This is a genomic window from Flavisolibacter nicotianae (assembly GCF_003628535.1).
GTDB classification, from domain to species: Bacteria; Bacteroidota; Bacteroidia; order Chitinophagales; family Chitinophagaceae; genus Flavisolibacter; species Flavisolibacter nicotianae.
In genome coordinates this window covers 145,332-171,688 of record NZ_RBCI01000001.1, presented here as the reverse complement: position 1 = coordinate 171,688, position 26,357 = coordinate 145,332, and the positions used below count along the sequence as shown (strand labels likewise).

Annotated in this window: 19 protein-coding genes; 9 read left to right on the top strand and 10 right to left on the bottom strand. The window is 50.8% G+C overall.

Annotation, left to right across the window (positions count from 1 at the left end):
- Positions 1 to 32: 32 nt before the first annotated feature.
- The 3 genes from recG to porU all read right to left on the bottom strand — a co-directional run bounded on the left by recG (position 33) and on the right by porU (position 7,005).
- The gene (recG, locus tag D6024_RS00690) at positions 33 to 2,126 is read right to left on the bottom strand and encodes an ATP-dependent DNA helicase RecG (protein WP_262670688.1); all 2,094 of its coding nucleotides are present in this window, start codon (positions 2,124 to 2,126) and stop codon (positions 33 to 35) included.
- Positions 2,127 to 2,333: 207 nt separating this feature from the next.
- Complete coding sequence (porV, locus tag D6024_RS00685; protein ID WP_121352222.1) at positions 2,334 to 3,494, bottom strand: type IX secretion system outer membrane channel protein PorV; 1,161 nt, start codon at positions 3,492 to 3,494, stop codon at positions 2,334 to 2,336.
- Between the two features lie 70 nt (positions 3,495 to 3,564).
- Entirely contained in the window at positions 3,565 to 7,005 is a 3,441-nt protein-coding gene (porU, locus tag D6024_RS00680) for a type IX secretion system sortase PorU (protein WP_162944446.1), read from the bottom strand.
- Positions 7,006 to 7,317: 312 nt separating this feature from the next.
- Between porU and D6024_RS00675 the strand changes: the two genes are divergently transcribed.
- From D6024_RS00675 to D6024_RS00665, 3 genes are all read left to right on the top strand, one after another.
- Positions 7,318 to 8,739, top strand: a complete 1,422-nt coding sequence (locus tag D6024_RS00675; protein ID WP_240409898.1) for an SUMF1/EgtB/PvdO family nonheme iron enzyme — start codon at positions 7,318 to 7,320, stop codon at positions 8,737 to 8,739.
- 282 nt (positions 8,740 to 9,021) lie between these two features.
- A complete protein-coding gene (locus D6024_RS00670; RefSeq protein WP_121352217.1) occupies positions 9,022 to 9,585 on the top strand; it encodes a CAP domain-containing protein in 564 nt (187 codons plus the stop codon).
- 14 nt (positions 9,586 to 9,599) lie between these two features.
- Complete coding sequence (locus D6024_RS00665) at positions 9,600 to 10,112, top strand: glucosaminidase domain-containing protein (protein ID WP_121352215.1); 513 nt, start codon at positions 9,600 to 9,602, stop codon at positions 10,110 to 10,112.
- 69 nt (positions 10,113 to 10,181) lie between these two features.
- Here D6024_RS00665 and D6024_RS00660 read toward each other — a convergent pair whose 3' ends face one another.
- Entirely contained in the window at positions 10,182 to 10,412 is a 231-nt protein-coding gene (locus D6024_RS00660; protein WP_121352213.1) for a KGG domain-containing protein, read from the bottom strand.
- Positions 10,413 to 10,842: 430 nt separating this feature from the next.
- Between D6024_RS00660 and D6024_RS00650 the strand changes: the two genes are divergently transcribed.
- Entirely contained in the window at positions 10,843 to 11,889 is a 1,047-nt protein-coding gene (locus D6024_RS00650; RefSeq protein WP_121352209.1) for a ferredoxin--NADP reductase, read from the top strand.
- 207 nt (positions 11,890 to 12,096) lie between these two features.
- Here D6024_RS00650 and D6024_RS26455 read toward each other — a convergent pair whose 3' ends face one another.
- Together D6024_RS26455 and D6024_RS00640 are read right to left on the bottom strand one after the other, a co-directional pair.
- On the bottom strand, positions 12,097 to 12,243 hold the full coding sequence (locus D6024_RS26455; protein WP_162944445.1) for a hypothetical protein: 147 nt from the start codon (positions 12,241 to 12,243) through the stop codon (positions 12,097 to 12,099).
- Between the two features lie 136 nt (positions 12,244 to 12,379).
- On the bottom strand, positions 12,380 to 13,489 hold the full coding sequence (locus D6024_RS00640; protein ID WP_240409897.1) for a DEAD/DEAH box helicase: 1,110 nt from the start codon (positions 13,487 to 13,489) through the stop codon (positions 12,380 to 12,382).
- A 264-nt stretch (positions 13,490 to 13,753) separates the two neighbouring features.
- Between D6024_RS00640 and D6024_RS00635 the strand changes: the two genes are divergently transcribed.
- The gene (locus D6024_RS00635; protein WP_121353435.1) at positions 13,754 to 14,206 is read left to right on the top strand and encodes a cold-shock protein; all 453 of its coding nucleotides are present in this window, start codon (positions 13,754 to 13,756) and stop codon (positions 14,204 to 14,206) included.
- A gap of 203 nt (positions 14,207 to 14,409) precedes the next feature.
- Here the strand turns inward: D6024_RS00635 and D6024_RS00630 are convergent, their stop codons facing one another.
- Entirely contained in the window at positions 14,410 to 16,866 is a 2,457-nt protein-coding gene (locus tag D6024_RS00630; protein ID WP_121352204.1) for a PAS domain-containing sensor histidine kinase, read from the bottom strand.
- Complete coding sequence (locus tag D6024_RS26450) at positions 16,859 to 17,227, bottom strand: hypothetical protein (RefSeq protein WP_162944444.1); 369 nt, start codon at positions 17,225 to 17,227, stop codon at positions 16,859 to 16,861. Before D6024_RS26450 ends, D6024_RS00630 begins: the two co-directional genes overlap by 8 nt.
- Positions 17,228 to 17,297: 70 nt before the next feature.
- On the opposite strand from D6024_RS26450, the gene D6024_RS00620 reads away from it, so the two are divergent.
- From D6024_RS00620 to D6024_RS00610, 3 genes are all read left to right on the top strand, one after another.
- On the top strand, positions 17,298 to 21,926 hold the full coding sequence (locus D6024_RS00620) for a PAS domain-containing protein (protein WP_121352200.1): 4,629 nt from the start codon (positions 17,298 to 17,300) through the stop codon (positions 21,924 to 21,926).
- A gap of 171 nt (positions 21,927 to 22,097) precedes the next feature.
- Positions 22,098 to 22,430 carry a hypothetical protein gene (locus tag D6024_RS00615; protein WP_162944443.1) on the top strand — a complete coding sequence of 111 codons (333 nt, stop codon included), beginning with the start codon at positions 22,098 to 22,100 and terminating at the stop codon, positions 22,428 to 22,430.
- A gap of 167 nt (positions 22,431 to 22,597) precedes the next feature.
- Positions 22,598 to 23,719, top strand: coding sequence for a metal-dependent hydrolase (locus tag D6024_RS00610; RefSeq protein ID WP_240409896.1), 1,122 nt, complete (start codon positions 22,598 to 22,600; stop codon positions 23,717 to 23,719).
- A gap of 117 nt (positions 23,720 to 23,836) precedes the next feature.
- Here D6024_RS00610 and D6024_RS00605 read toward each other — a convergent pair whose 3' ends face one another.
- A complete protein-coding gene (locus tag D6024_RS00605; RefSeq protein ID WP_121352196.1) occupies positions 23,837 to 25,036 on the bottom strand; it encodes a phospholipase D-like domain-containing protein in 1,200 nt (399 codons plus the stop codon).
- A 154-nt stretch (positions 25,037 to 25,190) separates the two neighbouring features.
- Between D6024_RS00605 and D6024_RS00600 the strand changes: the two genes are divergently transcribed.
- Positions 25,191 to 25,799, top strand: a complete 609-nt coding sequence (locus D6024_RS00600; RefSeq protein WP_121352195.1) for a DinB family protein — start codon at positions 25,191 to 25,193, stop codon at positions 25,797 to 25,799.
- On the opposite strand, the gene rimM is transcribed toward D6024_RS00600, so the two are convergent.
- Positions 25,753 to 26,340 carry a ribosome maturation factor RimM gene (rimM, locus tag D6024_RS00595; RefSeq protein ID WP_240409895.1) on the bottom strand — a complete coding sequence of 196 codons (588 nt, stop codon included), beginning with the start codon at positions 26,338 to 26,340 and terminating at the stop codon, positions 25,753 to 25,755. The genes D6024_RS00600 and rimM overlap by 47 nt on opposite strands.
- Positions 26,341 to 26,357: the final 17 nt, after the last annotated feature.

Sequence of the window (26,357 nt, the reverse complement as noted above, 5' to 3'; positions counted from 1 at the left end):
ATATTTCGCACAAATTATTGTTCTAACTCCTGTTAAGATATTTTACTCCAGGCCGTCTTCCCCTTCAGCGAAAGAAGATACTGTTTGATGGGGGTATTCTCAGGGAGGCTGATTTCCGGGTCTTTTTCTACAATTTCTTCCGCCCATTTTTTGGCAGCATCCAGGATCGGTTTATCATGGACAATGTTGGCGAGCCGGAAGTTTAAAACACCGCTTTGTTTGGTGCCTTCAATATCGCCGGGCCCGCGGAGCTCCAAATCTTTTTCTGCAATTTCAAAACCATTGCCCGTACTGACCATCGTTTTGATTCGTTCCCTGGCTTCGTTGCCAAGTTCCGTAGCGGTCATCAGGATGCAATAACTTTTTTCCGCACCGCGACCGACACGGCCCCGCAACTGGTGCAGCTGGGAAAGTCCAAATTTTTCCGCACTTTCTATCACCATTACGCTGGCATTGGGAACGTCCACGCCCACTTCAATCACCGTTGTTCCCACCAAAAGCTGGGTGTCCTTGTTTTTGAACCGCTGCATGTTCGCTTCCTTCTGTTCCCAGCTTTGCCGGCCGTGCACCATGCTAATCCAGTATTTCGGTTCCGGGAAAAAGGCCTTGATGTTTTCGTAACCGGTCATCAGGTTTTCGTAATCCATCTTGGCGCTTTCTTCGATCAAGGGAAATACGAAATAAGCCTGTCTTCCGATTTCTATTTCTGATTTGACAAACTCGAGCACCTTCATGCGGTGCGTTTCGTAGCGGTGCACAGTGGTGATGGGCTGGCGGCCCGGCGGCAGTTCGTCCATCACGCTGTAATCGAGGTCGCCGTAAGCGGTCATAGCCAACGTACGGGGGATGGGGGTGGCCGTCATCACCAAAATATGCGGCGGCACCGGTGCTTTTTTCCAAAGCCTTGCCCGTTGCTCCACGCCAAAGCGGTGCTGCTCGTCCACGATGGCGAGACCCAAATTTTTGAATTGCACCGTTTCTTCAATCAGGGCATGCGTGCCGATCACGATTTGAATGGTGCCTTCGGCCAGTCCCTGCTGAATGACCCGCCGTTCCTTCGCCGGTGTGGAGCCTGTAAGCAGTTTGGCGGTGACCGGCAGGCCATCCAGGAGTCGGCTGACTCCGGCAAAATGCTGCTGCGAAAGAATTTCTGTTGGCGCCATCATGCAGCACTGGTAGCCGTTGTCAATGGCAATGAGCATGGAGAGAAGGGCCACAATGGTTTTGCCGCTGCCCACATCGCCCTGCAGCAGGCGGTTCATCTGGTGGCCGCTGCCGGTATCGGTGCGGATCTCTTTCAGGACCCGTTTTTGTGCACCCGTGAGTTGGAAGGGAAGATGGTGCGTATAAAAATCATTAAACAAGTCGCCCACTTTGTGGAAGACAACGCCCCTCGACTTGCGGTGCCGTTCCATGCGCACCATCGCCAGGCGCAACTGCGAAATAAAAAGCTCTTCAAACTTCAGCCGGCGCACAGCGTGTTCGTACATCGCGGCAGAAGTAGGAAAATGGATGTTGCGCAAGGCGTCGGCACGGGAAATGAGCTTTAGTTTTTCAAGTAAATAGGCCGGCAGGTTTTCCTCGATTTCCCGCTCGGGAATCAGGGAAAACAGCGAAGCGGTGAGCTTCCCGATCTGCCGTCCGCCGAGGCCTTTTGCCTTTAATTTTTCCGTGGTGGGATAGACCGGCTCGAGGTAGCTTTTGACAGCGGCAGAGGGATTGGTGACCAACTCCAGTTCGGGGTGAACGATCTGCGGCTTGTCCATGAAAAAACCAATCTTGCCAAAAGCATTGTAAACTTCATCCTGTTTCAGCATGCGCTCTACCCATGTAAGGCCCTTGAACCAGGTGAGTTCAATGACCCCGGTACTGTCTTTCAGGTACGCAGTGAGGCGCTTTGAACTGCCAACACCTGTGGTCTCAAAATACCAAAGTTTGCCCTGTACCTGCGCATAGTCGGACATAGATGTCAGGTCTTCGATTTTTGTGATCGAAGTCTTGTCGATGTGCCGGTAGGGAAACAGGTAGAGCAGGTCCTGGTAGGTAAAAATGCCCAGTTCTTTTTTGAGCAGGTCGGCCCGCAGGGGACCAACGCCTTTAAGATATTCGATAGGCTGGGATAATATGGAGGCAAGGTTGGTGATCGGTGAAAATGTTTACGACAAATATAGTTCCCGGAAAGGTGAGTGCTGCACAGAGAAAGCGTTTCGATTACCGGAGTGGAAATTAGAATTTGGCAGATGGGAATCAGAAAGAGCGGGTTCCTGATTCGTTTTTGCAAACAAAAAAAGCGAAGGGGTTTTCCTTCGCTTTTTAAATGATGTTTTACAATCCTACTGACCGCCGTTGGTAGCGTTTTCGCCGTTTAGGTCAAACACCAGCGAGAACCGCAGCGTATTGGCCAGCGGGTTTTGGTTGATGCCCGAACCGGTTGGGATCAGGTAGGAAAAGTTCAGGCCAAATACGTTGTATTTAATGCCGACACCCGCCGTGAAATAACGGCGGTTGCCCTTGGTTTTGTTCTCGTAAAAATAACCGCCGCGCAGGGCAAACTGGTTCGCGTACCAGTACTCGGCGCCGGTAGAGATCTGGAATTCTTTCAGCTCCTCGCTAAAACCGCCGGGGGCATCGCCAAAGGAAGAAAACCAGCTGCTTACCACGCTTTTCTGGCGGTAAGCGACCAATCCGGCCGAGTCGCCCAATGCAGGCGGGGTCGGTACCAGCAGCTTGTTGATGTCGAGTCCGAACGTGATCTTGTTGCTTTCATCCAGTACGCTGGTGTACGTGGTACCGATACCCAGGTTGGCCGGGATGAAGTCTTTCTGATCGGCATTGTCGGTGTAAGAAATCTTGGCACCCAGGTTGGTCAGTGCCGCACCAAATGACCAGCCCTGGCCCACTTCATTTTGCCCGTTGTGGTAAATACCAAGGTCGCCGGCAACAGAAGTTCCGGCCTTGTAAGTGTTGCCACCCACGCTACCGCCGGCCAGGTTCGAATAAATGTATTTCAGTCCAACGCCAAAACCGGTCTTCTCGCCCAGCTTGCGGGAATAGCCCACATCAATCCCAAATTCGCGGGGGTTGAAGCTTTGCAGCGGGTTACCGTAATTATCGGTGAACTGGATCGATCCCAAACTAAAATAACGCAGCGACGCCGAAATCGCCTGGTTCTCGTCAAGCTTGTGATAGCCGGCCAGCGATGCGAGGTAGACGTCGTTGACCAGTCGTTTCAGCCACGGCGTATAGGTTACGTTGATGCCGTGCGGCGATTCGTTAAAGGGAACTTTGCCCAGGTTAAAATAAGAGGAACTGGCATCGGGGTTGGTCGCGATGGAAAGGTCACCCATGCCACCGGCACGGGCATCGGGTGAAATGCGCAGGAACGGAACGGCTGTCGTTACAACGTTTATGGGCTGGGCCGTTTGTGCGTGCACAGAACAGGCCCCCGTCATCAACAGGGTAACAGCAGCAATGCGGAATGCAATTGACTTCATGGTTCAATTTTAAAGTGCGTGAAAATAGAGAGTTTTGTGTATTTCTAAAATAAAATATAGGAGAAGAAACTCATTGGAGGACAGCCATTTTGCCCCATTGGCCGGCAGTTTTCCCATTTGCAGCTTTTACTGTCAGGTGATAAACATAGATGCCCCGTCCTACTTTGTCGCCCCATTCGTCCCTTCCGTCCCAAGCTAACTCATTGGAACGGTTGCCGGGAGTATTTATTGTTTGCGTGATGGTTTTGAGCAGTTTTCCGCTGAGGGTAAAAATCTCCACCTTGCTGCGCAGGTCCACACCGGGATAGTTGTGTTCAAACCAAAAAGCCGTTTGCGTGGTGAAGGGGTTGGGATAGTTCAAAACGTGGGCTAGGTGGAGCTGTTCGTTGTTGATGACCGTGAAGTTTAGTACCGTTTCACTGCTGTTGTTTACCACGTCCCAGGCTTTGATTTTCAGGGTGTGGCTTCCCGGCGAAAGGGAGGGAAGCTGGAAATGCACCGCTCCTTTCTGGTAATTATCCAAATCGCTTTCGTAAAAATTGTTTAGCACAAAGTATTCGTTGTTGTTGCCGTCCAGGGTGGCAACGATGTCGTGGTCGATCCCGGAGCGGCCCGTGTTGATACCCGAGGAATCAGTGAGTTTCAGGATCAGGACCGGGTTTTCGTTGGTCATGCTCCCGTTGACAAACCGCTCGTCGTTGAGGAAGGCATTGATCACCGGACCGGTATTATCGGTATTCGCGGCGGGATCAAAGCCACCGATGTATACATTTTTTGTATAGCCGTTGCCGTCTTTTGTGCCGTCGTCGGCATAAAGACTCAGCTTTCCCTGCCCATACTGAAAATTGATGTCCCGCGGCATCCGGAAGCGAAACGAAAACCGTCCGCCGGCGGCCGAAGCCTTGCCTTTGAAAAGGGCGGCACTCTGGTCGGGAAAGGCAACAGGCTGGCTGCCCGGGTCGTTCCCCAAGGTTGTTACAGTTCTTTCCTTGTCGAAGACTGTCAGGTAAACCGTGCCGTTGAAGGGCTGCAAAACACTGTTGCTGTCCCGCACTTCTCCATCCACGGTAACAAATGAAGCGGCCCGCAAGGTGTCTGCCCCTAAAGCAAGGTCACGGTTGTTGATTTTGGTTGCTTGTACCCGAAGTTCCGGGAAGGCGAGCCGCATGGCCGGATCGCCCAGCAGGGAAAACTTGCGGTTGTTGACAACATCGCCGGAGGTTGTGTAGGTAAGGTTTTTCGATGCCTGCACGGCTTCGCCAAGGGTTTTATAGCGGCCGCCGGCAGAAGGGGTCAGCGCCACTTTCATGTAGTTGTCGTTCAGGATCCGGTTGCTGTTGGCAAACACCACTCTCGACGTGGTCATCAGGGCGATGGCGCCGGTTTTGGGTCGAAGCAGGAGGTTTTCTCCCAGTGAGTAGAGCAGCGGGTTGTCGTAGGTTGCAAAATCGCAGGTAGCCGTTATGAACAACGGCAGGCGAAAGGGGTTGTTCCAATGGTTCACGATCGATTCGTCCAGCACCACCTCCTCCGCCAGGCGTTGCGGTCCGCCATGACCGGTGTAGTTCCAGACCAGCGTTCCATTATAGATATTGCTGTTGATGACCGCATTGGCACCGGGATAACGGCCGCCGGCCTGGCTGCTTTCCTGCTGAAAGGCGTCGAGGTAGATTTTTTCCGTATTGAAAACGGGAGCTGTGGCTGCCACGGTGGCCGTAACCAATTCTGCGTCCTGGAGGTGGAGATTTTGGTCTTCGTCGTCGGCGATAAAATCCAGGTTATTTCGCCATGAACCATAAGCGGCAGGCGAGTGATAGGCAATCAGCTTGTCCACAAAGGCCTTTGCTTCGTCGGTTGATTTTGCCGGGATACGGCCAATGCCGATGTCGAGTGTATTCGTTACCAGTGTCGTGTTGATGTCTTCCCTGTCTTCGAGGAAACCAAAAAAATCATCGGAAGTGTAGGTGGCCAGCGGGTCCAGGGAGGCCGGGCTTTCGTACACCGGCACCAGGTTCGTGTTGCCCTGGATGCGGTCTTTGTAGTCGAATGAGCCCTTGCCCAGCAGGAGCAGGTATTTGCCTTTGTTGTTCCAGTCGGCCCGGTAGCGGTCGAAATAGAGTTTGGCAAAGTCGCGGATAGCCGTTGGGTCGGGAATGCCGCCCGAAAATTCGTTGAAGACCTGGGTGGGTGTAACGATGACCGACTCCAGGTTGTCCCGTTGCCGGTGAAAGTCGGCCAGGCGTTGTGCCTGGGGTAAAAAGGCCGGGTCGGTGACAAGCAGGTAATCGGCCGGTGCGGTTGCATGCAGGTTTTGGTTGGCCACCCTGCCTTCGCTTTTCGGAACGGGAAAGGCGGATGTGAAAGCAATGTATTCACGCAACCGCCGTGCATCGTTCGTGAACTGGAGGGATGGGCCCTGAAGCGTAGTGTTCATTTTTTCCGGGACAAAGGGGTTGGTGACATCCCAGACCCGGGCCGTTGCTTCGGGTACGGTCAATGTGAATTGTACAGCGCTGTTCCCCACCGTTTGCCAGTCCCGGAACGGCAGTTGTTTCCCGGCTCCAAGTACCAGGCGCCGCCGGCAGAAAAATTCGAACCAATTGATCCAGCCCTGGCTGTTGAAGCTTCCCGGCCGGTAGCTAACCTGCAGGCTGGCGCCGGCCAGGTCAAGCGCAGTATTGTCGGCCTGCTCGGCCGGCTGGGCAAACACCTCGTACGGGCCGGTGCCCAGGGCTCTTACCGGTATTTGCTGGGCCGGCAGATTATTCAGCGCGACCAGAAAACTACTTTCGGCGTTTACCGAACGTGCCGCAACAGAGGTTACCACGGTTGCCCGCCCGGGTACCAGGTCTGCCAGGGGCAGCACGAAAGCTCGTTCCAGTGAACGGCCGGGCAGGGAAGAAAGCTCCTCGCCCCACCACTCCCTGCCACTGGAAAGAAAATTGACCGAGTCCAGTTCATGGAAGTAGCGTTCGTCAAATCGTGATGCGGTTACGGCAGCGGGGGAAGAAACCGGTTGCGACTGTACACGTTTGCCGGCGCCGCCAAGAGTGATATAGTAAAACGCTTTGTCGGAATAGCGGTTCTTCTGGTGAAAAAACTGCTGGTTCAGGGAGTCTTTTTTCCATTTATCCGGGCCATCGGAATAAAAAAGAAAATAATCGTTGCCGTTCAACTGGCCGTCACCGCCGTCTTCCACCTGGATGGCAATTTCTTCCAAGTCGTCGACCCGGCTTTCACCGGCCGCTTCGGGCAGCATGCCGTTGGCGCCGGCAAAGACCCGGATTTCGCCGGCGGGAATGGAGCCGGTTATCCCCAATGAAGCCAGGAAGGGTACGTCTGCTTTGTAAACGCCTTCTGCCGGAACACTTATTTTGTACCAGGTGCCGGCTGCCAGTACCGAAGCCAGTTTATAACTGCGCTGCGCAAAAACGGAAAGGGAAAGACCCATTGCACCCAAAAGGAAAAGCGTCTTCCAGCGTGCAGTCCAGGGCAGTTTCGTAGAATTCACATGCAAAAAACGTAATTTTTGTTGTTTATTTCACGGGGCAGGATTTATATTCGCAAACCGCTTGAAAAAAATGCTTTGACGCCTTACAATAATTGCTTTTCAACGCCGTTACTGTAAATCGGAACAAAGGTTTTCGGAAAAGCGGCACATGTTAAAATCCATGTGTCCTTCAGAAAGACAAAAAAAGCAACCATGCAAGTAAAAAATCTGGTAATCCTATTGTCCTGCACTGCTGCATTAGCGAGCTGTAATTTATTTAAGAAGAAACCACAACAGTCAGATTCAACCGGCTGGAATTACAATGACAAAAACATGGGCGGCTTTCAGGTTTCGAAAGCAACCGAACAAGCCACCGGACCCGGACTGGTGTTCGTTCAGGGAGGTACGTTCACCATGGGCCAAACCGATGAAGACGTAATGGGCGACTGGAACAACGTTCCCCGCCGCGTCACCGTCAACTCGTTCTACATGGACCGGACCGAGGTCGCCAACGTGCACTACCGCGAGTACATTCACTGGCTGGGCCGCATTTTCCCCACAGACGAAGAGCAGGGACAAAAAGTAATGAACGCAGCGCTGCCCGATACGCTGGTTTGGCGCAGTGAATTGAGCTATAACGAGCCTCTCGTTGAATATTATTTCCGCCACCCGAGTTTCAATAACTACCCCGTGGTAGGTGTGAGCTGGAAACAGGCCCACGACTTTTGTCTTTGGAGAAGCGACCGTGTGAACGAAGGCCTGCTGATGCAGAAAGGCCTGGTTTCTCCACAAAACATCAAGTCACAGAACGGTGCCGGCCAGGACAACTTTACAACGAAATCGTACCTGCTTGGTCTGTATACACCGCAGCCCGGTAAAGGAGTTAACTCCAAAAAGAACCCGCTGCGTGATGCCGACGATCGCCCAAGGGCCCAGGCTACGATGGAAGACGGCATTCTGCAACCCGACTACCGCCTGCCTTTTGAAGCGGAGTGGGAGTATGCCGCATATGGTTTGATCAATCAAAACCCCCGTCCAACCCAGAAAGAAGGAAAAAGAGGGGAAGAATTGCAGTCGAACAAGCAGATCTATCCCTGGGCTGTTAACGTAAACGGAATGCGTGATACCAAACACGGAAGCTGGCAGGGTCAGTTTATGGCCAACTTCAAAAGAGGATCCGGTGACAACGCCGGTGTGGCCGGTGGTTTGAACGACCGTGCGATCTATACTGCGGAAGTCAATTCTTTCTACCCGAACGGTTTTGGCCTTTACAACATGGCGGGTAATGTTAGCGAATGGGTATTCGACGTTTACCGTCCGCTGAACTCACTTGACATGGAAGATGTGGCACCGGTACGTGGTAACAAGTTCCAGACACTGTATAAGAATGGCAACGGTGAAACGGAAGTGGACAGCATGGGCCGTGTGAAAATGCGTGACGTGACTGACGCCGAAAGCCGCAACCGCCGCAACTACCAGCGCGGAAACGTGATCAACTTCCTCGATGGTGACAGTTTGTCGAACGCCAGCTATGGTTACGGCCAAACTACCTTGATCTCTGATAAGACCAGGGTGTACAAAGGTGGTAGCTGGAACGACCGTGCTTACTGGCTCAGCCCCGGTACACGCCGCTACCTCGAAGAAGACCAGGCCATGAGCACCATCGGTTTCCGTTGCGCCATGGACCGTATGGGCAGCCCCGAAGGAAACAAGCACCGGACCGGGAACTTCTGGAAATCCAAAAAGCAACGCTAAGCATTCTCCATAAATCTTTCAAACCCGCTGTATAAACAGCGGGTTTTTTTTATAAAGAAACGTTTGCCCGTACCAAAAGGCGACCGGGGTGAAACAGGTGTCTGCAGGAAAAGCAAGGCCTTCTCCCTGCGTTTATTTGCCACCGGCCATTGACTTAAACCAGCAAGAAAACTGGTTGGTAAAGGCTTTCCTGTCATCCCTTGACAGGAGGGACCAAACCGGGTATTAGAACTCGAATCCGATAGACTGGCAATAGAATGGCGGTTTTCCCGTTATGGAGACATGAAAGTCCTTTTTTTAGTCCTGTCCCTTTGCATTGCCGGTCACGCGGTAACGCCGCAGCTCGACAAGGAAGAAGCACAAAAGGCTTTTGTATTGCTCAATCAAATCCGTTCAAACCCGGCTGCTTTTACCAATGAAATGCCATTTTTGGCCGAAATCAGTAAAAAACCGCTACTGAACTGGAATGATACGCTTGCACGGGTTGCCGAGGCCAAAGCCCTCGACATGGCCACCCGCAAGTACGTTGGTCATGTGGATCCGGATGGATACGGACTCAACTATTACATTAACAAGGCTGGATATCAACTGAATGCCAAGTGGTTAGCGTCGAAAGAGCTGAATTATTTTGAGTCGATCAGCGCCGGTGCACCCAATGGTGAAGGCGCCATCCGTACCTTGGTTGTTGATAAAAACGTTCCCTCGCTGGGACACCGCAAGCACCTTTTAGGGCTGGACGAATGGGCTTCTTCCCTGTATGACATAGGGATTGGGTTTGCCCGCCCTGATGGAAATCAGCCTTTCGTTAGTTATGTTTGCGTTATCATTGCCAAGCACAACTGGTAAAAAAAGACCCGCTTATGAAACACATATTCAGACGGAAACTTCCTGCAGTTCTTTTTTCGTTGTTGTTGAGCGCCGGCGTTCAGGCGCAGAAAGTAGTGAAACGGTTTATAAAAAAGTACGAGCAGCTCGCCATTGAAAGCATGCAAAAACACAGTATCCCGGCCAGTATTATCCTGGGCGTTAGTATTGTGGAAAGTGCAGCCGGTGAAAGTGCGATTGCCAAGGCTTTCCGCAATTTCTTTGGTGTAAAAGGATCGAACACTGGTTCGCAGGCCAAGCTCGGCTACAAGTCGGCCTATAAGGAATATCCGACCGATGCGGCCAGCTTTGAGCATTTTTGCCAGATCCTGATGAACAAGAAATTCTACGTAAAGATGAAGTCCTGTGCCGATTACAAGCAGTGGCTAAAGGCTATGAATGCTGCTTCGTATGCCGAAGCCAAGCAAAAATGGGTGGCCGACATCACCCGGACCATCGACAAATTTGAGTTGTACAAACTCGATAACCCGACGTTTGCCGTGAACTGATTTTTGTTATCCGCTATAAAAAAGCCATCCGGTTCTGCCGGATGGCTTTTTCTTTTTGGGCTGGCCTTTTTAAAGGATGAGACCCCGGTCTTCGTTTCTGTCCGATGTTCTTTTCTTACCTGAAATCTGTCCGCCTTTTTTACCTGCTTCTTTTGCTTCTTCACTGCTCCATTCGTGCGCCACGCCCTGTTGGTGGGCTGCACGGCCCCCCTGGCTGGCAATTGCACGCTGGCGTTCCGGACTCATGGCTGCGAAGCCTCTTCTGGATTTTGGTTGCGCTTGATCAAAGTTTTCTTGCATACGACGAAGTTTTAAAATGTTGGGATGAAAGTTTGAAGGAGTGCATGCAGCAGGAGCAGTACCTGTGGTGCTACTCACTCCTGTTAAGAAGGACAAAAAGGAAATGCCGTTTTCGAAAAGATAGAAAACGAGGGGAGAGGTCCGTTTTTTTGTGCTATACCTGAGCTTCTGCGTATTTGACTCTACATTAAACCGATTAAAGGGTGGCGCCTGAAGAAATCCACATTCGTTTTCACAGCGAAAGGATGAGTTCCAAAAAAAGGTATGTGAAAAACCTCATCCTTGCTTTCGATCATGATTCCTTCATAGCTACCATTAGGATTGAATATTGACATGAACCTAACTGCGCTGATTGAGTAGCCTTGGAAAGCAGCCGGAGTTTCTTTGCGGATCAATCAGGCGTTTTTCAAAAAGGCCGATCTTTAACACTATGGTGCACGACGGAATTTATCACCAGCTTCAGATACAACATGTGCACGAGGAGGTACCGGGTTTCAAGACAATTGTTTTCGGGCAAAGTGGTTCGGTTCAGTATAAGGCAGGGCAGTACCTGACACTGGTGCGGTTCGAAAACGGGCAGGAGATCCGCCGGTCATATTCCATTACCTCATCACCTTCGTTGAACGAGCCCCTTTCCATCGGTGTTAAGCGGGTAGAGAACGGTGCTTTTTCACGAGCCTTGGTTGACCAGGCCAAACCCGGAGACGAAATCCTCACGTCCGGTGCCGGTGGCTTTTTTGTACTTCCCGGTAATATGCACCCCTTTCGGCGCCTCTTCTTTTTTGCCGCCGGCAGTGGAATTACCCCTGTCTTTTCCCTGATCAAAACGGCTTTGCATGCCTACCCCGCTTTGCATGTGGTGCTGGTCTATAGCAATGCATCGCCTGACAAGGCTGTTTTCCTGTCGGCGCTTCAGTCCTTGCAAGAACAATTCGCGTCGCGGTTTCATTTGGAACTGCTTTTTAGCAACGCCGCTGACCTCGCGAAAGCACGGCTGCACCGCGACCTGCTATTTTCCTATTTAAACCGTTTTGTGGGCGAAGAGAAGGAGCAAACGCTGTTTTATATCTGCGGCCCGGAAAGCTATATGCGGCTTTGCACATACACCTTGCAGGAGGCAGGAGTGCCGCCGGCTAACCTGCGCAAAGAAAATTTTTACTTCAGTGATGTGGTAAAACGGGATGCGGCTCCGCCGGATAAGGAACCGCATACGGCAGTCATTTACCTGGGCGGCAAGACATATTCGGTGAAGGTGACTTATCCCAATTCCGTTTTACGTGCAGCAAAGAATGAAGGTTTGGTGTTGCCCTATAGCTGCGAAGCCGGTCGGTGCGGCAACTGTGTGGCGCGGTGTGTTGGTGGAACAGTCTGGCATTCGTACAACGAAGTACTGACCGAGAAAGAACTGAAACAAGGTCTTGTGCTCACCTGTGTTGGCCACCCTGTGGGCGGTGACGTTGTCCTGGAAATCGGCTGAATGCTGGGTTTGTACTCTGGCTAGAAGCGGGAGGAAGGTCGCTGACCGGGCCGGCTTGCCTTTATTTCCATTGTTGCTGTAAACCGTATTTGCAACTACTTGGAATTAGCCCTGGGATTTTCTGCAGAAAATAGAAACGTCAGGAAACTGGTTGACAGATTTATTGCCACGAAAGGTTAAAACAACCTGCAGGCGACAAAGAAATTTTTATCCCGATAAACTGCTGATCAGAATGTAGACAGTTGTTCCCACAAAGGCAGCCATTAAAACCATCAGGGCAACGGCAGGTCCCATTTTAAAACTGTTTCTGGTCTCTTTCCTCACTATACCGATACGTTCAAGAAACTGGATCATGTTGAATATTTTCTCTATAAGGTTCAATTTCATGCCATACTTACCAAAGCCGAAATTCATCCTACAGGGAAAACAAAAAGGCGGTGAGAAAATCCATTCTTTTCTCACCGCCTTTTAAGGCTTTATTTTACTACCCTTAAACTTCGAAGGGGTGTTCTACAGCAGGTATCTTCAGGCCGATCAGCTTGTTGATGCTGCGAAGATTTTTCATTTCTTCTTTGCCGTCGCAAAACGAAATGGCTTTGCCCGAAGCACCGGCCCGGCCTGTGCGGCCAATGCGGTGTACATAGGTTTCGGCCACGTCGGGCAGATCGTAGTTGATCACATGTTCCAGTGAATCCACATCGATGCCTCTTGCGGCAATATCCGTTGCCACCAGCACTTTCAGCTTGCCGCTTTTGAAATTGGTCAGGGCATTTTGCCGGGCTGTTTGCGATTTATCACCGTGAATCGCATCGGCCTTGATATTGGCCTTTTTCAGGTGCTTGGCAATTTTGTCGGCACCATGCTTTGTACGGGTGAAAAGAAGTGTACGCCCAATCTTTTCTTCATTCAGCAGGTGAAGAAGCAGGTTGTTCTTATTGGTTTTAGGAACAAAATAGACAGCCTGGTCAATTTTTTCTGCTGTGGAGGAAACCGGTGTCACTTCCACCCGCACCGGTGATTTCATCAGCGATGAGGCAAGTTGGGCAATCTCTTTGGGCATTGTAGCGGAGAAAAGCATCGTTTGCTTTTCTTTGGGCAGGGCCCGCACCACTTTGCGTACATCGTGAATGAAGCCCATGTCCAGCATGCGGTCGGCTTCGTCCAACACAAAGGTTTGGAGATAGTCAAGGTGCACATAGCCTTGATTCATCAGGTCGAGCAGGCGGCCCGGTGTGGCAATCAGCACATCCACGCCATCCCGCAGCGAAATTGTTTGCTGTGTCTGCGATACGCCGCCAAAAATCACTTCGTGCTTGAGCCCAAGAAAACGGCCATAGCTGGCGAAACTCTCGCTGATCTGCACGGCCAGTTCCCGGGTCGGTGTCAGTACAAGCGCTCTTGTATAACGGTAGCCTTTCGAAGTCGGTTCCGCTGCCAGTTGCTGCAACACGGGAATGGCAAATGCAGCCGTTTTTCCCGTACCGGTTTGTGCCAGGCCGAGGATATCCTTGCCTTGTAAAGCATGCGGGATCGCTTGTGATTGTATGGGGGTGGGAGTTGTGTATTGTTCCTTTCTGAGAGCCTTTAAAATAGGCTCCATGATTCCTAATTGGTCAAATGACATAAATGGTTTTTTCGTTTAAAATGTGCTCGTTTGGTGAGCGGTGGTCTCTTTTGAAGGACCAGATGAGCTTCTACGGATGGGGGAAGAAATTTATCAAGTCAGCAACGAAGAGGACGTGAAGATAGAAAATTTCCTGTGAATGGTTTGGTAAAGAAAAATGCGGCGAAAAGAAAAATTTTTGTGGTGACAGTTTCCTTTACATTCGCAAAGCGTTGTAAATTCAAGGCACAAATTATCGCTATGGCAAAATCAAGTCAGTCTTTCAATAAACGGGAAAAAGAAAAACAGCGGGCAAAGGAGCGCCAGGAGAAAAAAGAGAAAATGGAGGAGCGCAAGGCCAATGCAAAAAAGGGCCAGGCCCTGGAAGACATGATGGCTTATATTGACGAAAACGGCAATCTTTCTTCCACACCGCCCGATCCTTCCAAAATGAAAACGTTCAATGCCGAAGAAATCGAGATCGGTGTGCGGCAGCATGAAGAAGAAGAGGAAGAAGTGGTGCGTCTTGGCTCCGTTACGTTTTTCAACACGGCCAAAGGATTTGGTTTTATCAAAGACAGCAAAAGCGGCGAAAGCATTTTTGTTCATGCCAGCCAGTTAACCGAGCCATTGAAAGAAGGCGAGCGGGTACAGTTTGAAACCCAAATGGGACCGAAGGGACCTGTTGCCATCAATATCCAAAAAGCGAAATAAGCTACTCTCCAGATAGAAAAAGAACACGCACTGGCGTGTTCTTTTTTTGCAATAGCCGGAAAGAATTCCTTCGTTAAGCACCAGGATGAAAACGAATGGCAGGAATACCTTTTGTACTTTGGAATTTTTGCCGGCGATGCCTTTTTACTTTATACTCGTTTCAATCGCTATCCTGCTCTCACGGCACCTAAGTGAAAACGGCATTAGTCCGTTAACTCCCGGACCGGCAAATAGATTTTGAACGTTGCACCCTCGCCGGGCCGGCCGCTTGCAATGATTTTCCCACCGTGGTTTTCGACTACTTTCCGAACAATAGCCAGGCCGATACCGGTGCCGCTGTATTCTGTTTTGCCGTGCAGTCGCTGAAACATTTGGAAGATCCGTTCGGCGTCTTCCTGTTCAAAACCGATCCCGTTGTCGCTGACGGTGATGAGATGAAAATCGTCCCCGGTAAGGCATTCGGTAAAAAGATCCCGCACTTCATCGCAGGTTTTTTTGGTGGCGCTGATGACAATATGGGGAGGCACGCCGGCTTTGCTGTATTTCAGCGCATTGCTAATGAGGTTTTGGAACAACTGCTGCAGCTGGCGGCGGTAGCCCATAACTGTGGGCATCGGATGCACTTCCACGATGGCTTTTTTCTGGTGCACATCCAGTTCCAGGTCTTCCAGAACAAGGGCGATTTTTTTGTTCAGGTCAACCGCTTCTTTTTTCAGCATTGGCTGGCTCACATACGAATACTGCAGCAGGTCATCGATCAGTAGGGTCATTCGGCGGGCAGAGGCTTCAATGCGTTCAAGCGTGTTTCGCTGTTCTTCGGTCGCCTGTTTCAGTTGGTTTTTTAAACGGTCGGTGAAGAAGTGGATCTTGCGCACCGGTTCTTTCAGATCGTGCGAGGCGGCATGGGCAAACTCTTCCAGCTTTTGATTGGTGCGTTCCAGTTCAGCATTTTTGTTTACCAGTTCAGAGGTATGCTCTTTCACCTGTTTGTTGAGTTCCTCCTCGAATTCCTTTTGCTCGGTAATGTCCTGCGACACACCAATCAACCGCACCGGCTGGCTGCCTTTGTCAAAAAAGATTTTTCCTCTCGAGCGCACCCAGCGCACCGTGCCGTCTTTCCGGAGAATCCGCCCTTCGTATTGCAGTACGCCGGTTCGAAAAGCCTGCTGGTAGGCTTCCTCTCTTGCTGCAAGGTCATCCGGGTGAATCGCACCGATGAAGCGATCCTGATTGGTAGAGGAACTGATGTCAAAAATTTCGTTCAGCCGCGGCGAGGCGATAATGGTCTTCGACTGGAGGTCCACTTCAAAAAGACCCAACTGCGACACATCGATGGCCAATCTTGCCCTTTCCTCCGCTTCTTCGATTTTTCTTCTCGCCAGTACCTGCGCTGTCACATCGATGGCCAGGATCAATACCCGGGAGATGGTCCCATCGTCATCCTTGAGGGGTTCATAGACAAAACTCACATAGACGATTTCCTCCGACCCGTTACGGATGAGGGGAATCTGGTGCTCGCTAGCTGTATACGTTTTGCCCGTATTGAAAACGGCCTGGAGAATGGGTTCGTATACTGCTTTTGCTTCGTAGAGTACATCCCAATACCCTTTTGATTCAAACTCTTCGCGCCGTCGCCCCACCAACTTCAGGAAAAGATCGTTCACCACTTCAACCACCATATTTGTTCCTGCTACGATGCACAAGCCAACCGGTGCCTTGATCACCAGGTTCCGGAAGGCCTGTTCGCTGTCTTCGAGCTTTTTTCGGGCCAGCACCTGCTCCGTCACGTCGATGGCCGTACAGAGAATTGCATAGGCTCTTCCCTCGGCGTTTTGGAGGGCTTTAAAGCTACAGTTATAATAGCCGGTGTGTGGTTTGCCGTACCGGTTGAAAACAAAAATCTCTTCTGGCTGGTAGTAGGTTTCACCGCTTTGCAGCACGTGGTGCAGGCGATTGAGCAAGCCGGATTGCTCCAGCTCAGGAACGGCGTCCAGAAGGGACTTTCCGAGTATGCCTTCATCTCTTCCCAGCATCTCCAGCATCTTTCCATTGGCCATCTCAAAGATCATATCGGGTCCCGTCCATACAGCATGGGCGGCTTCCGAGTTCATGATGATGTTGCGGGCAAAGAGTTCGCTTTCTTTCAGGCGCCGGGCCGAAAGCACGGCATCGGTCGTTTCCGTACAGGTCACAAAGACGCCGGCGATACCACCCGTTTCGTCCTGGACAGCACTGTAACAAAATGTCCAATAGATATCTTCCATCCGCCCGTTGCGGTAAAAGCCTACCAACTGGTTCTCCATCCAAATCGACTCGCCACCGGAAAGCACCTGGTCGAGCCAGGGTTTGATGGTGCCCCAGATCTCGGCCCACATTTCCTCACCGCGCCGCCCAAAGGCCCAGGGATGTTTGCCCGGTTGCCCAAGGCTGGGACGGAATGCATCGTTATAAAAGCAAACAAGGTCGGGCCCCCAGAAAAGCACCATCGGAAAACGGGAGTTGAATACAATGCTAAGCGCTGTGCGAAGACTTTGCGGCCAGGTTTCGGGTGGGCCGATGCTGGTGCCGTGCCAATCCTTGCAATAGAGCAAGTCGGCTACTTTATCGTTTTCCTGTAAAGAGGACAATTGCAATGTCTCATTGCCAGTTTCTCTATGCATCCGGGTGGTTAAGGGTTTGAAGGTAGAACAAATTCAAATGCGCTTTTTCCCTGAAGACCCGCATCTCTTGGCGCGTAGGAGAAGGTAAATTTTGGGCTTTGATCGCTCCGTTGGTTTGCACCTTGCGGGAGTTGGGAACCCGGGAGTCCAGGATGATTTGGTGTGAGGAATTGTGGCTTTCAACTGCTTTTCCTGCATCCATCGGCTGGCAGCTATGGTGAGTGACTGTTTCCCTGCAGCCATTGCCAGCCATTTTTATTGATTGCGGGAATGACAAATGGAAAGAAAGACTTATCTTACAAAAGCTGCGAAAAATGAATATCCGTTCATTTTTTCGACACCCTATAAACTCGTTTTTCATTCCCGTCTTATGAGAAAGTACAACGAGGCTGATACGTTTGCATTGCACACATCAAATCCCGGAGGCTCGTTTGCAGGAAACCGCAAAAAGAAAGCAGATAAATAGCAAAGACGCGGTTGAAGGGAGCGTGATCCTGTTCATCCGCTCAAACCACTACACACTCACCGGCCAGTGGTTGTGGGACATGCAAAGTGCTGCCCTTTATGGCAGCGATGTGATGTCCTTCCCACCGGATTTCGAAGGTACCAAGGGGATCATTCATCCCGACGACCTGCCCCATGTTTGCAGTGCGCTGGAATTGCTTTCCGACAGTGAAATTTCCCGGTTGGATTTCCGGCTTATTACAACCTATGGCGACGTGAAGTTCATCTGCGGGACGAACGTGTCGTTTGGCGGACCTCCGGATACGCCACTGCCGGAAGAACAGTCTCCAGGGGAGCAACCGCTTCAACAGTTTGCGCTCCGCCGCGAAGTGGACTTTCTTCGCCTGCGGCATGCGATAGCCACTACCGCCGAGAAATGGCTTCGTACCGGCGCCTGGGCCATCAATAAAAGCACAGCCGAGGTTTGGTATTCCGATGGCATATACCACATTCATGGCCTGGCGCCCCAAAGCCTGAACGCACATGCCAATACGTTTCACCCCTTTCTGCATCCGGACGACCGGATGGCTTTCCTGGACGCTTTCGAAGCTGCTTACAAAGCCGAAGTGCCGGTGCATCTCGAGTACCGGATTGTTCGGCCGGATTTGGAGATTCTGACCGTTCGGCTTTTAACACACTGGACGTACAACAGCAAAGGCCACCCGGTTTTTACTGCTGTTTTACAGGATAAAACCGAGGATGCCATTGGCGCAGCACAAGCCGCCGAAACCGAAAGTAAAACCAGGCTGCATCAGCAGGTGTTGCGGTTTTCCGAACTGCATTGGAATGCAGGCTATTTTTTTCTTGTACCGGAAACCCGAAAAGTCACGTATTCGGAGAATTATGCTCGCATTTATGGGCTGAAGCACCAGTCCATCGAGAGCCATTCCATATTGAACCTGGTGCATCCCGACGATAGGGACCTGGTGAAGACATTTCTCGATAACATGTGGCGCGGCCAACCGTTGTCGGACATTGACTTTCGCATCATTCGCAACGACGGCAAGGAGCGCTACCTCAAACAAAGCGGGAAACCAGTGGATACCGGCACAGGCGTAGTGCTGGTTGGAATTGTGCAGGACGTCACCGTGCAACGCGGGCTGGAACGCAAGATTCGGGAATTGAACGAGCAAGCGGCGCTGCACCATGCCATACAGCAACTGGCAGAATCGATCACCGGGTCGGGATACTTTCTCCATCAGCCCGATGCAGGTACTCATTGGAGTGAAGGGCTGTACCGGCTTTTCGGCTACAGGCCTGATGCAGTCGTGCCGTCGGTATCCTTGTTATACAACCATGTGTACCCGGCCGATGTGTCGGCGTTTCAGGAAGCGATGGCCGCTGTGCAAAGCGGACAACCGCAAAGCGACTGTTCCGTTCGTTTTCTCGGTCGCAACGGCGTGCAGCTGACGACTGTTTTCTTTCACCGCATTGCTGCAGCCAACCGGCAAACCCTCGTCGGGGTGATAAAAAACAGTGCGACGGAAGAGGACCTCCGGCAAAAGACGGCCAATGCCAGTTTGTACGCGGAGGTGCTTGGACAAACCAGCAGCGACATGATCCTTGTGACAGACCTCGATAACAGGGTATTGCACTGGAACAAAGCAGCAGCGCAAAAAACCGGCACGAAAGAGGCAGACGCAATTTCAGCCAACCTGTTTGATCTTTTCCCTGCATTGAAAGAAAAAGGCTACCTGCAACAGCTTCATGCAGCAATGGCCGGGACACCGGTGCGTGAACTGAAAGTGCGGAATGCTTACCTGCGCAAGGCGCATCACTACAGCCTTGCACCACTCCAGGACGAAAATGGCGACGTGACAAAGGTGCTGCATGTAGTGGAAGATGTATCAAAAGAACTCGACCTGCAACAACAATTGAGCGAACGCCTCAACTTTATTGAAAGCCTGGTGGACGCCTCTGTCGATCGCATTGTTGTTCTTGACCGGCACATGAATTACCTGTACTGGAACAAAAAAGCCGAAGACTACTACGGCCTTTCCAAGAGCCGGGTTATTGGCCGCAATATTCTTGAAATCTTTCCCGGCTTTCGCAACGATCCGGGCTATGTCGAATTTCGTAAGGTGCTGCGCGGCGAAACCGTTTACCTGCCGGCCACGATCAATGAAGAATCGGGAGAGTATTTCGAAACCTATCTGATCCCTATAAAAGAAGAGGGCAACGACGTGTCGTCGGTACTTTGGATTGTGCACGACCTGACAAACGAGTACAAACTGCTGCAACAGGAGCAGCAGGCCAAAGAGGTACTGGAAAATGAACACCTGCGGCTTAAAGAAGCACAGGCTATCGGGAGGGTCGGAAGTTTTGAATCAAATATTGTCTCGGGCCAGATTCACTGGAGCGATGAAATGTTTCGCATTCATGGATTGGAACCGCAATGCGAGAAGATGACTTTGGAAAAAGTCTTGTCTTTTTTACACCCGGATGATGAAGGCATTTTGGAGCAATTAATCCATTTGCGGGAAAGTCCCGGCCGGATGGACACGACCCATCGCATTGTGAAACCCGATGGTGATGTGCGCATGGTGCGCCGACAAATACAGTCGTTTGCAGGAGAGGACGGCAATGTAATTTACCTGGCCGGCACTGTACAGGATATCACGGAGCAAAAGAAAGCCGAGGAGCAAATCAAAGAACAATCGCATTACCTCAGGCGCATTACCGAAACTGTCCCGGATATCATCAGTGTCATCGAACTGGAAACAAAAACCGTTATCTTTTTAAACGGCGAAACGCTTTCGCAACATGGTTTTGATCCTGAAAAAATGATCAGCATTGGACGTGAAAATAGAGGGAAATTGATCCACCCCGATGACCGCCCCATCCTTGACAACTATTTTGGCGCCTTTTCGACTGCATCTGATGATGACGTTGTTACAGCCGAATACCGTGCAGAAACATTTGCCGGAGAATGGAAATGGTTTTTTGTGCGGGGGAAGGTTTTTCAACGCGATCTGCAGGGTAGCGCAACCCATGTATTGAATGTCATTGAAGACATTACCCAGCGCAAAAATGCCGGGCGGGAATTGAAAAAGAACTTGACCATTCTACAGCAGGCCGAAGAACTGGTACAAATGGGCAGCTGGGAATACGAGATCGCAAGCGGCCGGTTCATCTGGAGCGATGGGATGTATAAATTGTTTGGACTGCCCCAGGGCATGGCCGTAAGTCCTGAGATTTACTGGGATGTTGCGGTTGGCGAAGACCGGTCCGTTGCGAGGCGGATCATTCAGACGCTGACAGTCGATCCGCGGCATTTTGAGGAAGTGATGCGCATCCAGCGGGGAAACGAAACGCGGCTGCTGAAAATCAAAGGTGCAGTGGTATACGATGAAGCTGGCAGGGCGCAACGGATTGTGGGTGTTGACATGGATGTTACCGATATCCGGGTTGCCGAGGAGCGGTGGAAAGAAAGCCAGCGATGGTTGCAGCAAACAGCCGAAGCGTCGCCAGACGCCATCATTGTTTACGATCTCGCCAAACGCCAGCCGGTGTATTTGAACAACTGCCTGGCAGAATGGCTTGGGACAACAACGGAGGACCTGGTGAACAGGGGAATTGATGGCCGGTTGGAATTCGTTCATCCTGACGATCGTGCAAACCTTCTTCATTTCAACGAAAAAATGAAAGCCGCCATGGATGGCGATCTTTTGGTCGTTGAATATCGTATGCTTCGGAAAGATTCTTCGCTTCTTTGGGTGCGCAACCGGTCCAAGGTCTTTCAGCGTGATGCTGCTGAAAAGGTTACTAAGGTTTTGAGCATCCTGCAGGATGTGACCGAGGAAAAGGCGGCCGAGCGGGTGCTAAAGGCATTAAATGCATCACTGGAAAGAAAAAATGCAGAGTTGGAAGATAAAAATGAAGAGATCACTTCCTTTGCGTTTGTGGCCAGCCACGACCTGCGGGAACCCTTGCGCAAATTGTACACCTATAGTGACTGGTTGCTAACCAAAGAGCCCTCGCTTTCTGAAGCCGGCCGGCAACATGTTGAACGAATAACCGGCGCAGTCAAGCGGCTCGACCTTCTGATCAACGACATCCTGGAACTGACCCGGGTGCATGTGGGGAATGAAAAAGTCAGAGCCGTCGACCTAAACAACTTGCTTCAGCGTTTAAGGGAAGAAATGGCTGAAAAGTGGCAGAAGGCCGGGGCCGTCATCGAAATTGCTCCGTTGCCTTCAATTGCCGGTTCTGAAAGCCAGTTGTTTTATCTTTTCAAGAATCTTATTAGCAATGCGATCAAGTTTCAGGCCGATGGGCAGGAGCCGCTTGTTCAGATTGGTGCAGAAAGAGAAGGTGCTTTTTTAAAAATTTTCATACGTGATAACGGTATTGGAATTGCCGGCGAGCACCATAAGAAAATATTCGAAATGTTCAGGCGGTTGCATAACCGCGACCAGTACGAGGGCACGGGAATGGGTCTTGCGATCTGCAAAAAAATCATGGAGAAACACGGCGGGAAAATTACACTGGAAAGCGAACCGGAAAAGGGTTCCACTTTCGTCTGCTGGTTTCCCGACGTGTCTTCAACAACGTAGGCATTCTGGTGGTTGCAGCAAAACCGGGTTTAGTGCCATGCCCGAACGGGGCAGATGGCCAGGAACAAATAGCCCCAGTTCTGTTACCGGTTTTCTTCCCCGGATTTTCTACTGGCAAAATAGTTGAAGGGGAAAAGCAGTCAGTATTCATCAACCTTCAACAACGTTATCATGAAACGCATGTTCTTTTGGGGCGGATTAGCCTTTTGTTTTTTTAGCTGTTCGAACGGAACTGGCAATGAATCCGGCAGTGCCGGTAATTCTGATTCCTCTACGTCCACTACAACCAACACAACGACAACCGGTACCGGCGGAACGAGTGGTGTTGGTGCCGGCACGGGTACGGGCGGTCTTGATACAAGTACAGGAACCGGTACAGGTACCGGCGCAACCAACGGTACGGGTTCCGGCACGAGTATCGGCACAGGAGGCTCGGGTACAGCATCAGGAGCAGGAGCCGGCGGCACAGGCGCAGCAAAAGACACCAGCCGTAGCCGGCATTGAGGCTGCAGGGCTGGAAGCTTATGTGGTTTATAGCATGTGGCTTTTGCAGTGTCTTGTCGGTTTGGTCAGTATGTTCATAGGAGCGCTGACAAAAAACGGGACTGCATATACGCTTTTTCCAGGAACCATTGTTGCCAGGCAAAGGCAGTGTAAATTTGGGAGGGCTGTTGTCTTTGTCGCGACAATGTTTGTTGCAACTGGAAGCAGTTGCTTGTGCCTTCAGTAATGAGCATTTCTACTATTCGCTTCTGCACATGGACTCGCTGACCCATATTGTGTTGGGCGCCTGTATTGGCGAAGCCGTTGCCGGAGCGCAACTGGGCAAGCGTTCCCTGTTTTACGGGGCGCTGGCGCAAAGCGTGCCTGATGTGGATTTTGTAGCCGCTTTTTTTTTGCACGGTGCCGATAATGTTGTTGCCCACCGGGGCATCACCCATTCCCTTCTTTTTGGTGTGGTGGCAACGTTTTTTCTCACCTGGCTGGTCAAGGAAAAAATTCATAAAACGCCACTTTCCTACCGCTCGGTTTTTTTGCTTTTTGCTGCCAACATTGCCGTGCACCTTTTTCTCGATACGTTCAATGCCTACGGCGTCGGGCTGCTGATGCCATTCAGCAATTACCACTACACGTTCAATGTGCTTTATGTGGCCGATCCGCTGTTTTCGGTTGCACCTTTCGTTTCCTTTCTCTTTTTGCTGTTCCTGCACAAATCGCATCATCGCCGGGTGCACTGGATTATTACGGGCATTTGGGTGTCTGCATTTTACCTGGGCTTTGCTGTTGTGAACAAGTGGATCGTCAACAACGACGTGCGAAAATCATTGGCAGCACAAAATAAACCAGCGGTCTTTTTTTCCACGCCTTCTCCCTTCAATAACCTGCTTTGGTTTGTTGTGGTAAAAGACAGTGCAGGCTATCATACCGCTTACCGGTCCGTTTTCGATAAAGGCGAATTGACGTTTACCTATTTCCCGCGAAACGATTCGCTGGCCGGCCGTGTGCAAAATCAGAAAGACCTGCGCCTGCTGAAAGATTTTGCCGAAGGCTACTATACGGTGGAGAATTGGGGGGATACCCTAGTGTTGAATGTACTTCGGTTTGGGCAGGTTGTCGGCTGGTATGATCCGCATGAGCATTTTGCGTTTCATTATTACCTGAACTATCCCGCTCAAAATGACCTGGTGGTGCAGCGGGGACGATTCGAGCATTGGAACAGGGAAAGTGTGAAAGCGTTTTTTCGTCGCATGCTGGGAAAAAGAGAAGAACGGGAACCGCGGAACAAGGAATAACGAATAAAGAACTGTTTAGGCGCAACTTCCCGTTCTGTTTACAGGCAGGCTGCTATGCAAAGAGAAAGTAGACCAACTGACATTCCTTCCATTCTGCCTTCCATGTTGATTTGTTCTCTACTCTTCCTGCTTGAGGTAGAATGTACCAAGCGTCAGCAGAAAGCGCAGGGCGTGAAAACAAATAAACTGCCACAACTGGCGTAGCGTGAAAAGGCGCAGCGAGTCATCCGACGCATCGATTTTGACGCATTTGGTGGCGATCATGTTGTCGATTTCTGCACCCAGTTCGGTAGCCAGCTCGCTGTCTTTTACCAGCATGTTCAGCTCTACGCTTACCTGAGCGCTCAGGTCGTTGATGTTGTACGAGCCCAGCATCAGGAATTCATTGTCTACCACCGCCACTTTAGCGTGGAGCACCGTGGGAAGGTATTCGTACACCGTGATGCCGTTTCGGAGCATCCACCGGTAGAGATAGCGTTCGGCGTGCTTGGTCAGGGCTACATCCGATGTGTTGGCCAGGATCACTTTGACATCAACACCCCTTTTGACTGCCTTGCTGAGCCGGTTGCGCAGCGAAATGCCCGGCAAAAAATAGCTGCACACAATGACGATGCTTTTTTTGGACTCTTTGAAAAGCTTATGGTATCCAAAGTAAATTTCCAGTTTGCGGCGTACCCAGTCGTTCTGTAACACCCGCACACCAACAGCATCGTCTGCCGAGATGTAGTTGAAGATGTTGAGCAGCTTTTTGCGCAGCACATTCTTCTTGGTTTTGTCGCGCTCCCAAATCTTGGTGCAGATATCATACAGTTCCAGCACCGAATCGCCTTCGATCAGCAAACCCATGTCGAACCAGGCAGGCTGGCCCGGCAGGTCGTTGTAGCGGTCGGCAATATTGCTGCCGCTAACTAAAGCAAATTTTGCATCCGCCACCATCACTTTGTGGTGCAGCCGCCGCCCAAAATAAAAATCGTCACCACGAAAAAGGGGTTCAAAAAAGCGAAAGTTCACACCGGCGTTTTCCAACTGGTGAATAAAGTCTTTGGGCAGGCTGCGGGAGGCGTATCCATCGGCCATGAGATAAACGGAAACGCCGCGTTTGGCTGCGGCCATCAATTGCGTTGCCACGCTTTTGCCGGTGGCGTCGGCGCCGAAAATATAGGTTTGCAGGTGAATGGAATATTCGGCCCTGGCGATCAGTTCCTCCAATTTGGAAAAAAAAGGTGCGCCGCCTTTTACCAGGCTCACGATGTTCTTGCGGCTAAACCGGTCGGCTGGCCGGCCCCATTGCATTTTGCTTAAGAAATTGGTTTCCATTCTTTCGTCCAACAGTGTTGTTAAGTTACGGCGCAGACCACAAACGGCCGCAGAAAGCAAAGGCTCTTCTGTCCGTGCCGTGTTGCATCACCTGTTCAGCTAAGCTGGTCTATTATTTGAAAGTAACTTCATACAGAATTAAAAAAATCGTTCTATGCCTAAGTACAAAAGCGAAGATTTATTGAACGAGCTGGTAAAAGATGTGCAGCGGATCAAAGAATCGGCGCAGTTTTTCCAGTCTTCCGATCAGACGAAATTGGCATACAGTCCGGACAAGAGCAAATGGAGCGTGGTGCAGATCCTGGAGCACCTGAATGCCTACAACCGTCATTATTTGCCCCTGATAGAGAAACATGTTTCCATCGTAACGCATTCGAGAAATCCCATTTTTACACCGGGATTTTGGGGCGAGATGTTTACGAAAAAGATGAAGCCCAACAATGTGTACGAGATCAAGAACAAGATGAAGGCCATGAAAGCCTATACCTTTCCCAATAGCCTCCATGTGGATTCGGTGCTGCAGGAGTTTTTGTCCCACCAGGACAAATTCACCCGGCTTTTGGAAATGGCAAAAGGCAGCGACCTGAATGCGATTCACATTCCCATTACGCTAACCAGCCTTGTGAAGCTAAAACTGGGAGACATGTTCCGCTTTCTCATCGCACACGAACAGCGCCACATGATCCAGGCACGGAACACATTGCGGGAAGTTGGGGTTACGACAGAAAAATTTCCAGTAATCCTTCAGGTAATTCCACAATAATCTGCGCTTTCTTTTTATCGATTTTTACGATCGTCTCCTCGTGTAGCGGGATTAAGACTTCTTTGCCGTTTAGTTCAATCCGGCAGAGGATCTGGTGTGGCTGTTCGATCACTTCAAGAATTTTTCCCAGTACACTTCCGTTTTCAACAATCTCGTAACCGAGAAAGGAAATGGGAGAGGACTTGGAGGAAAATTTCTTGAAGTCTGCTTCGGGCAGCCACACTTGTTTCTGTGCCAGCTTTGTGGCCGCTTCTTTTGTACTGATGCCCTCCAGCCTGATATAGACTTCTTCTTCGTTTTTGATCTTGCTGCTTTCGATAAACCAGGGAATAAAGCTTTCTTTTTTCTCTTCAATGAAAAGGGCCGCCAGGCCTTTCAATGATGTTTTTTTTCCTAGTGTATGTTTTAGTACCAGTTCGCCCTGCCAGCCGTGCGTGGAAACAAATTTGCCAATGTTGAAGTATTCCGTCATAAGATTCAGGCGGCAAAAATAAGTCCAGAGGCCATAGTGCGGCCAGCGGCATAAATCGAAGGCTTTCATTCGAGACTTTCTCTGGC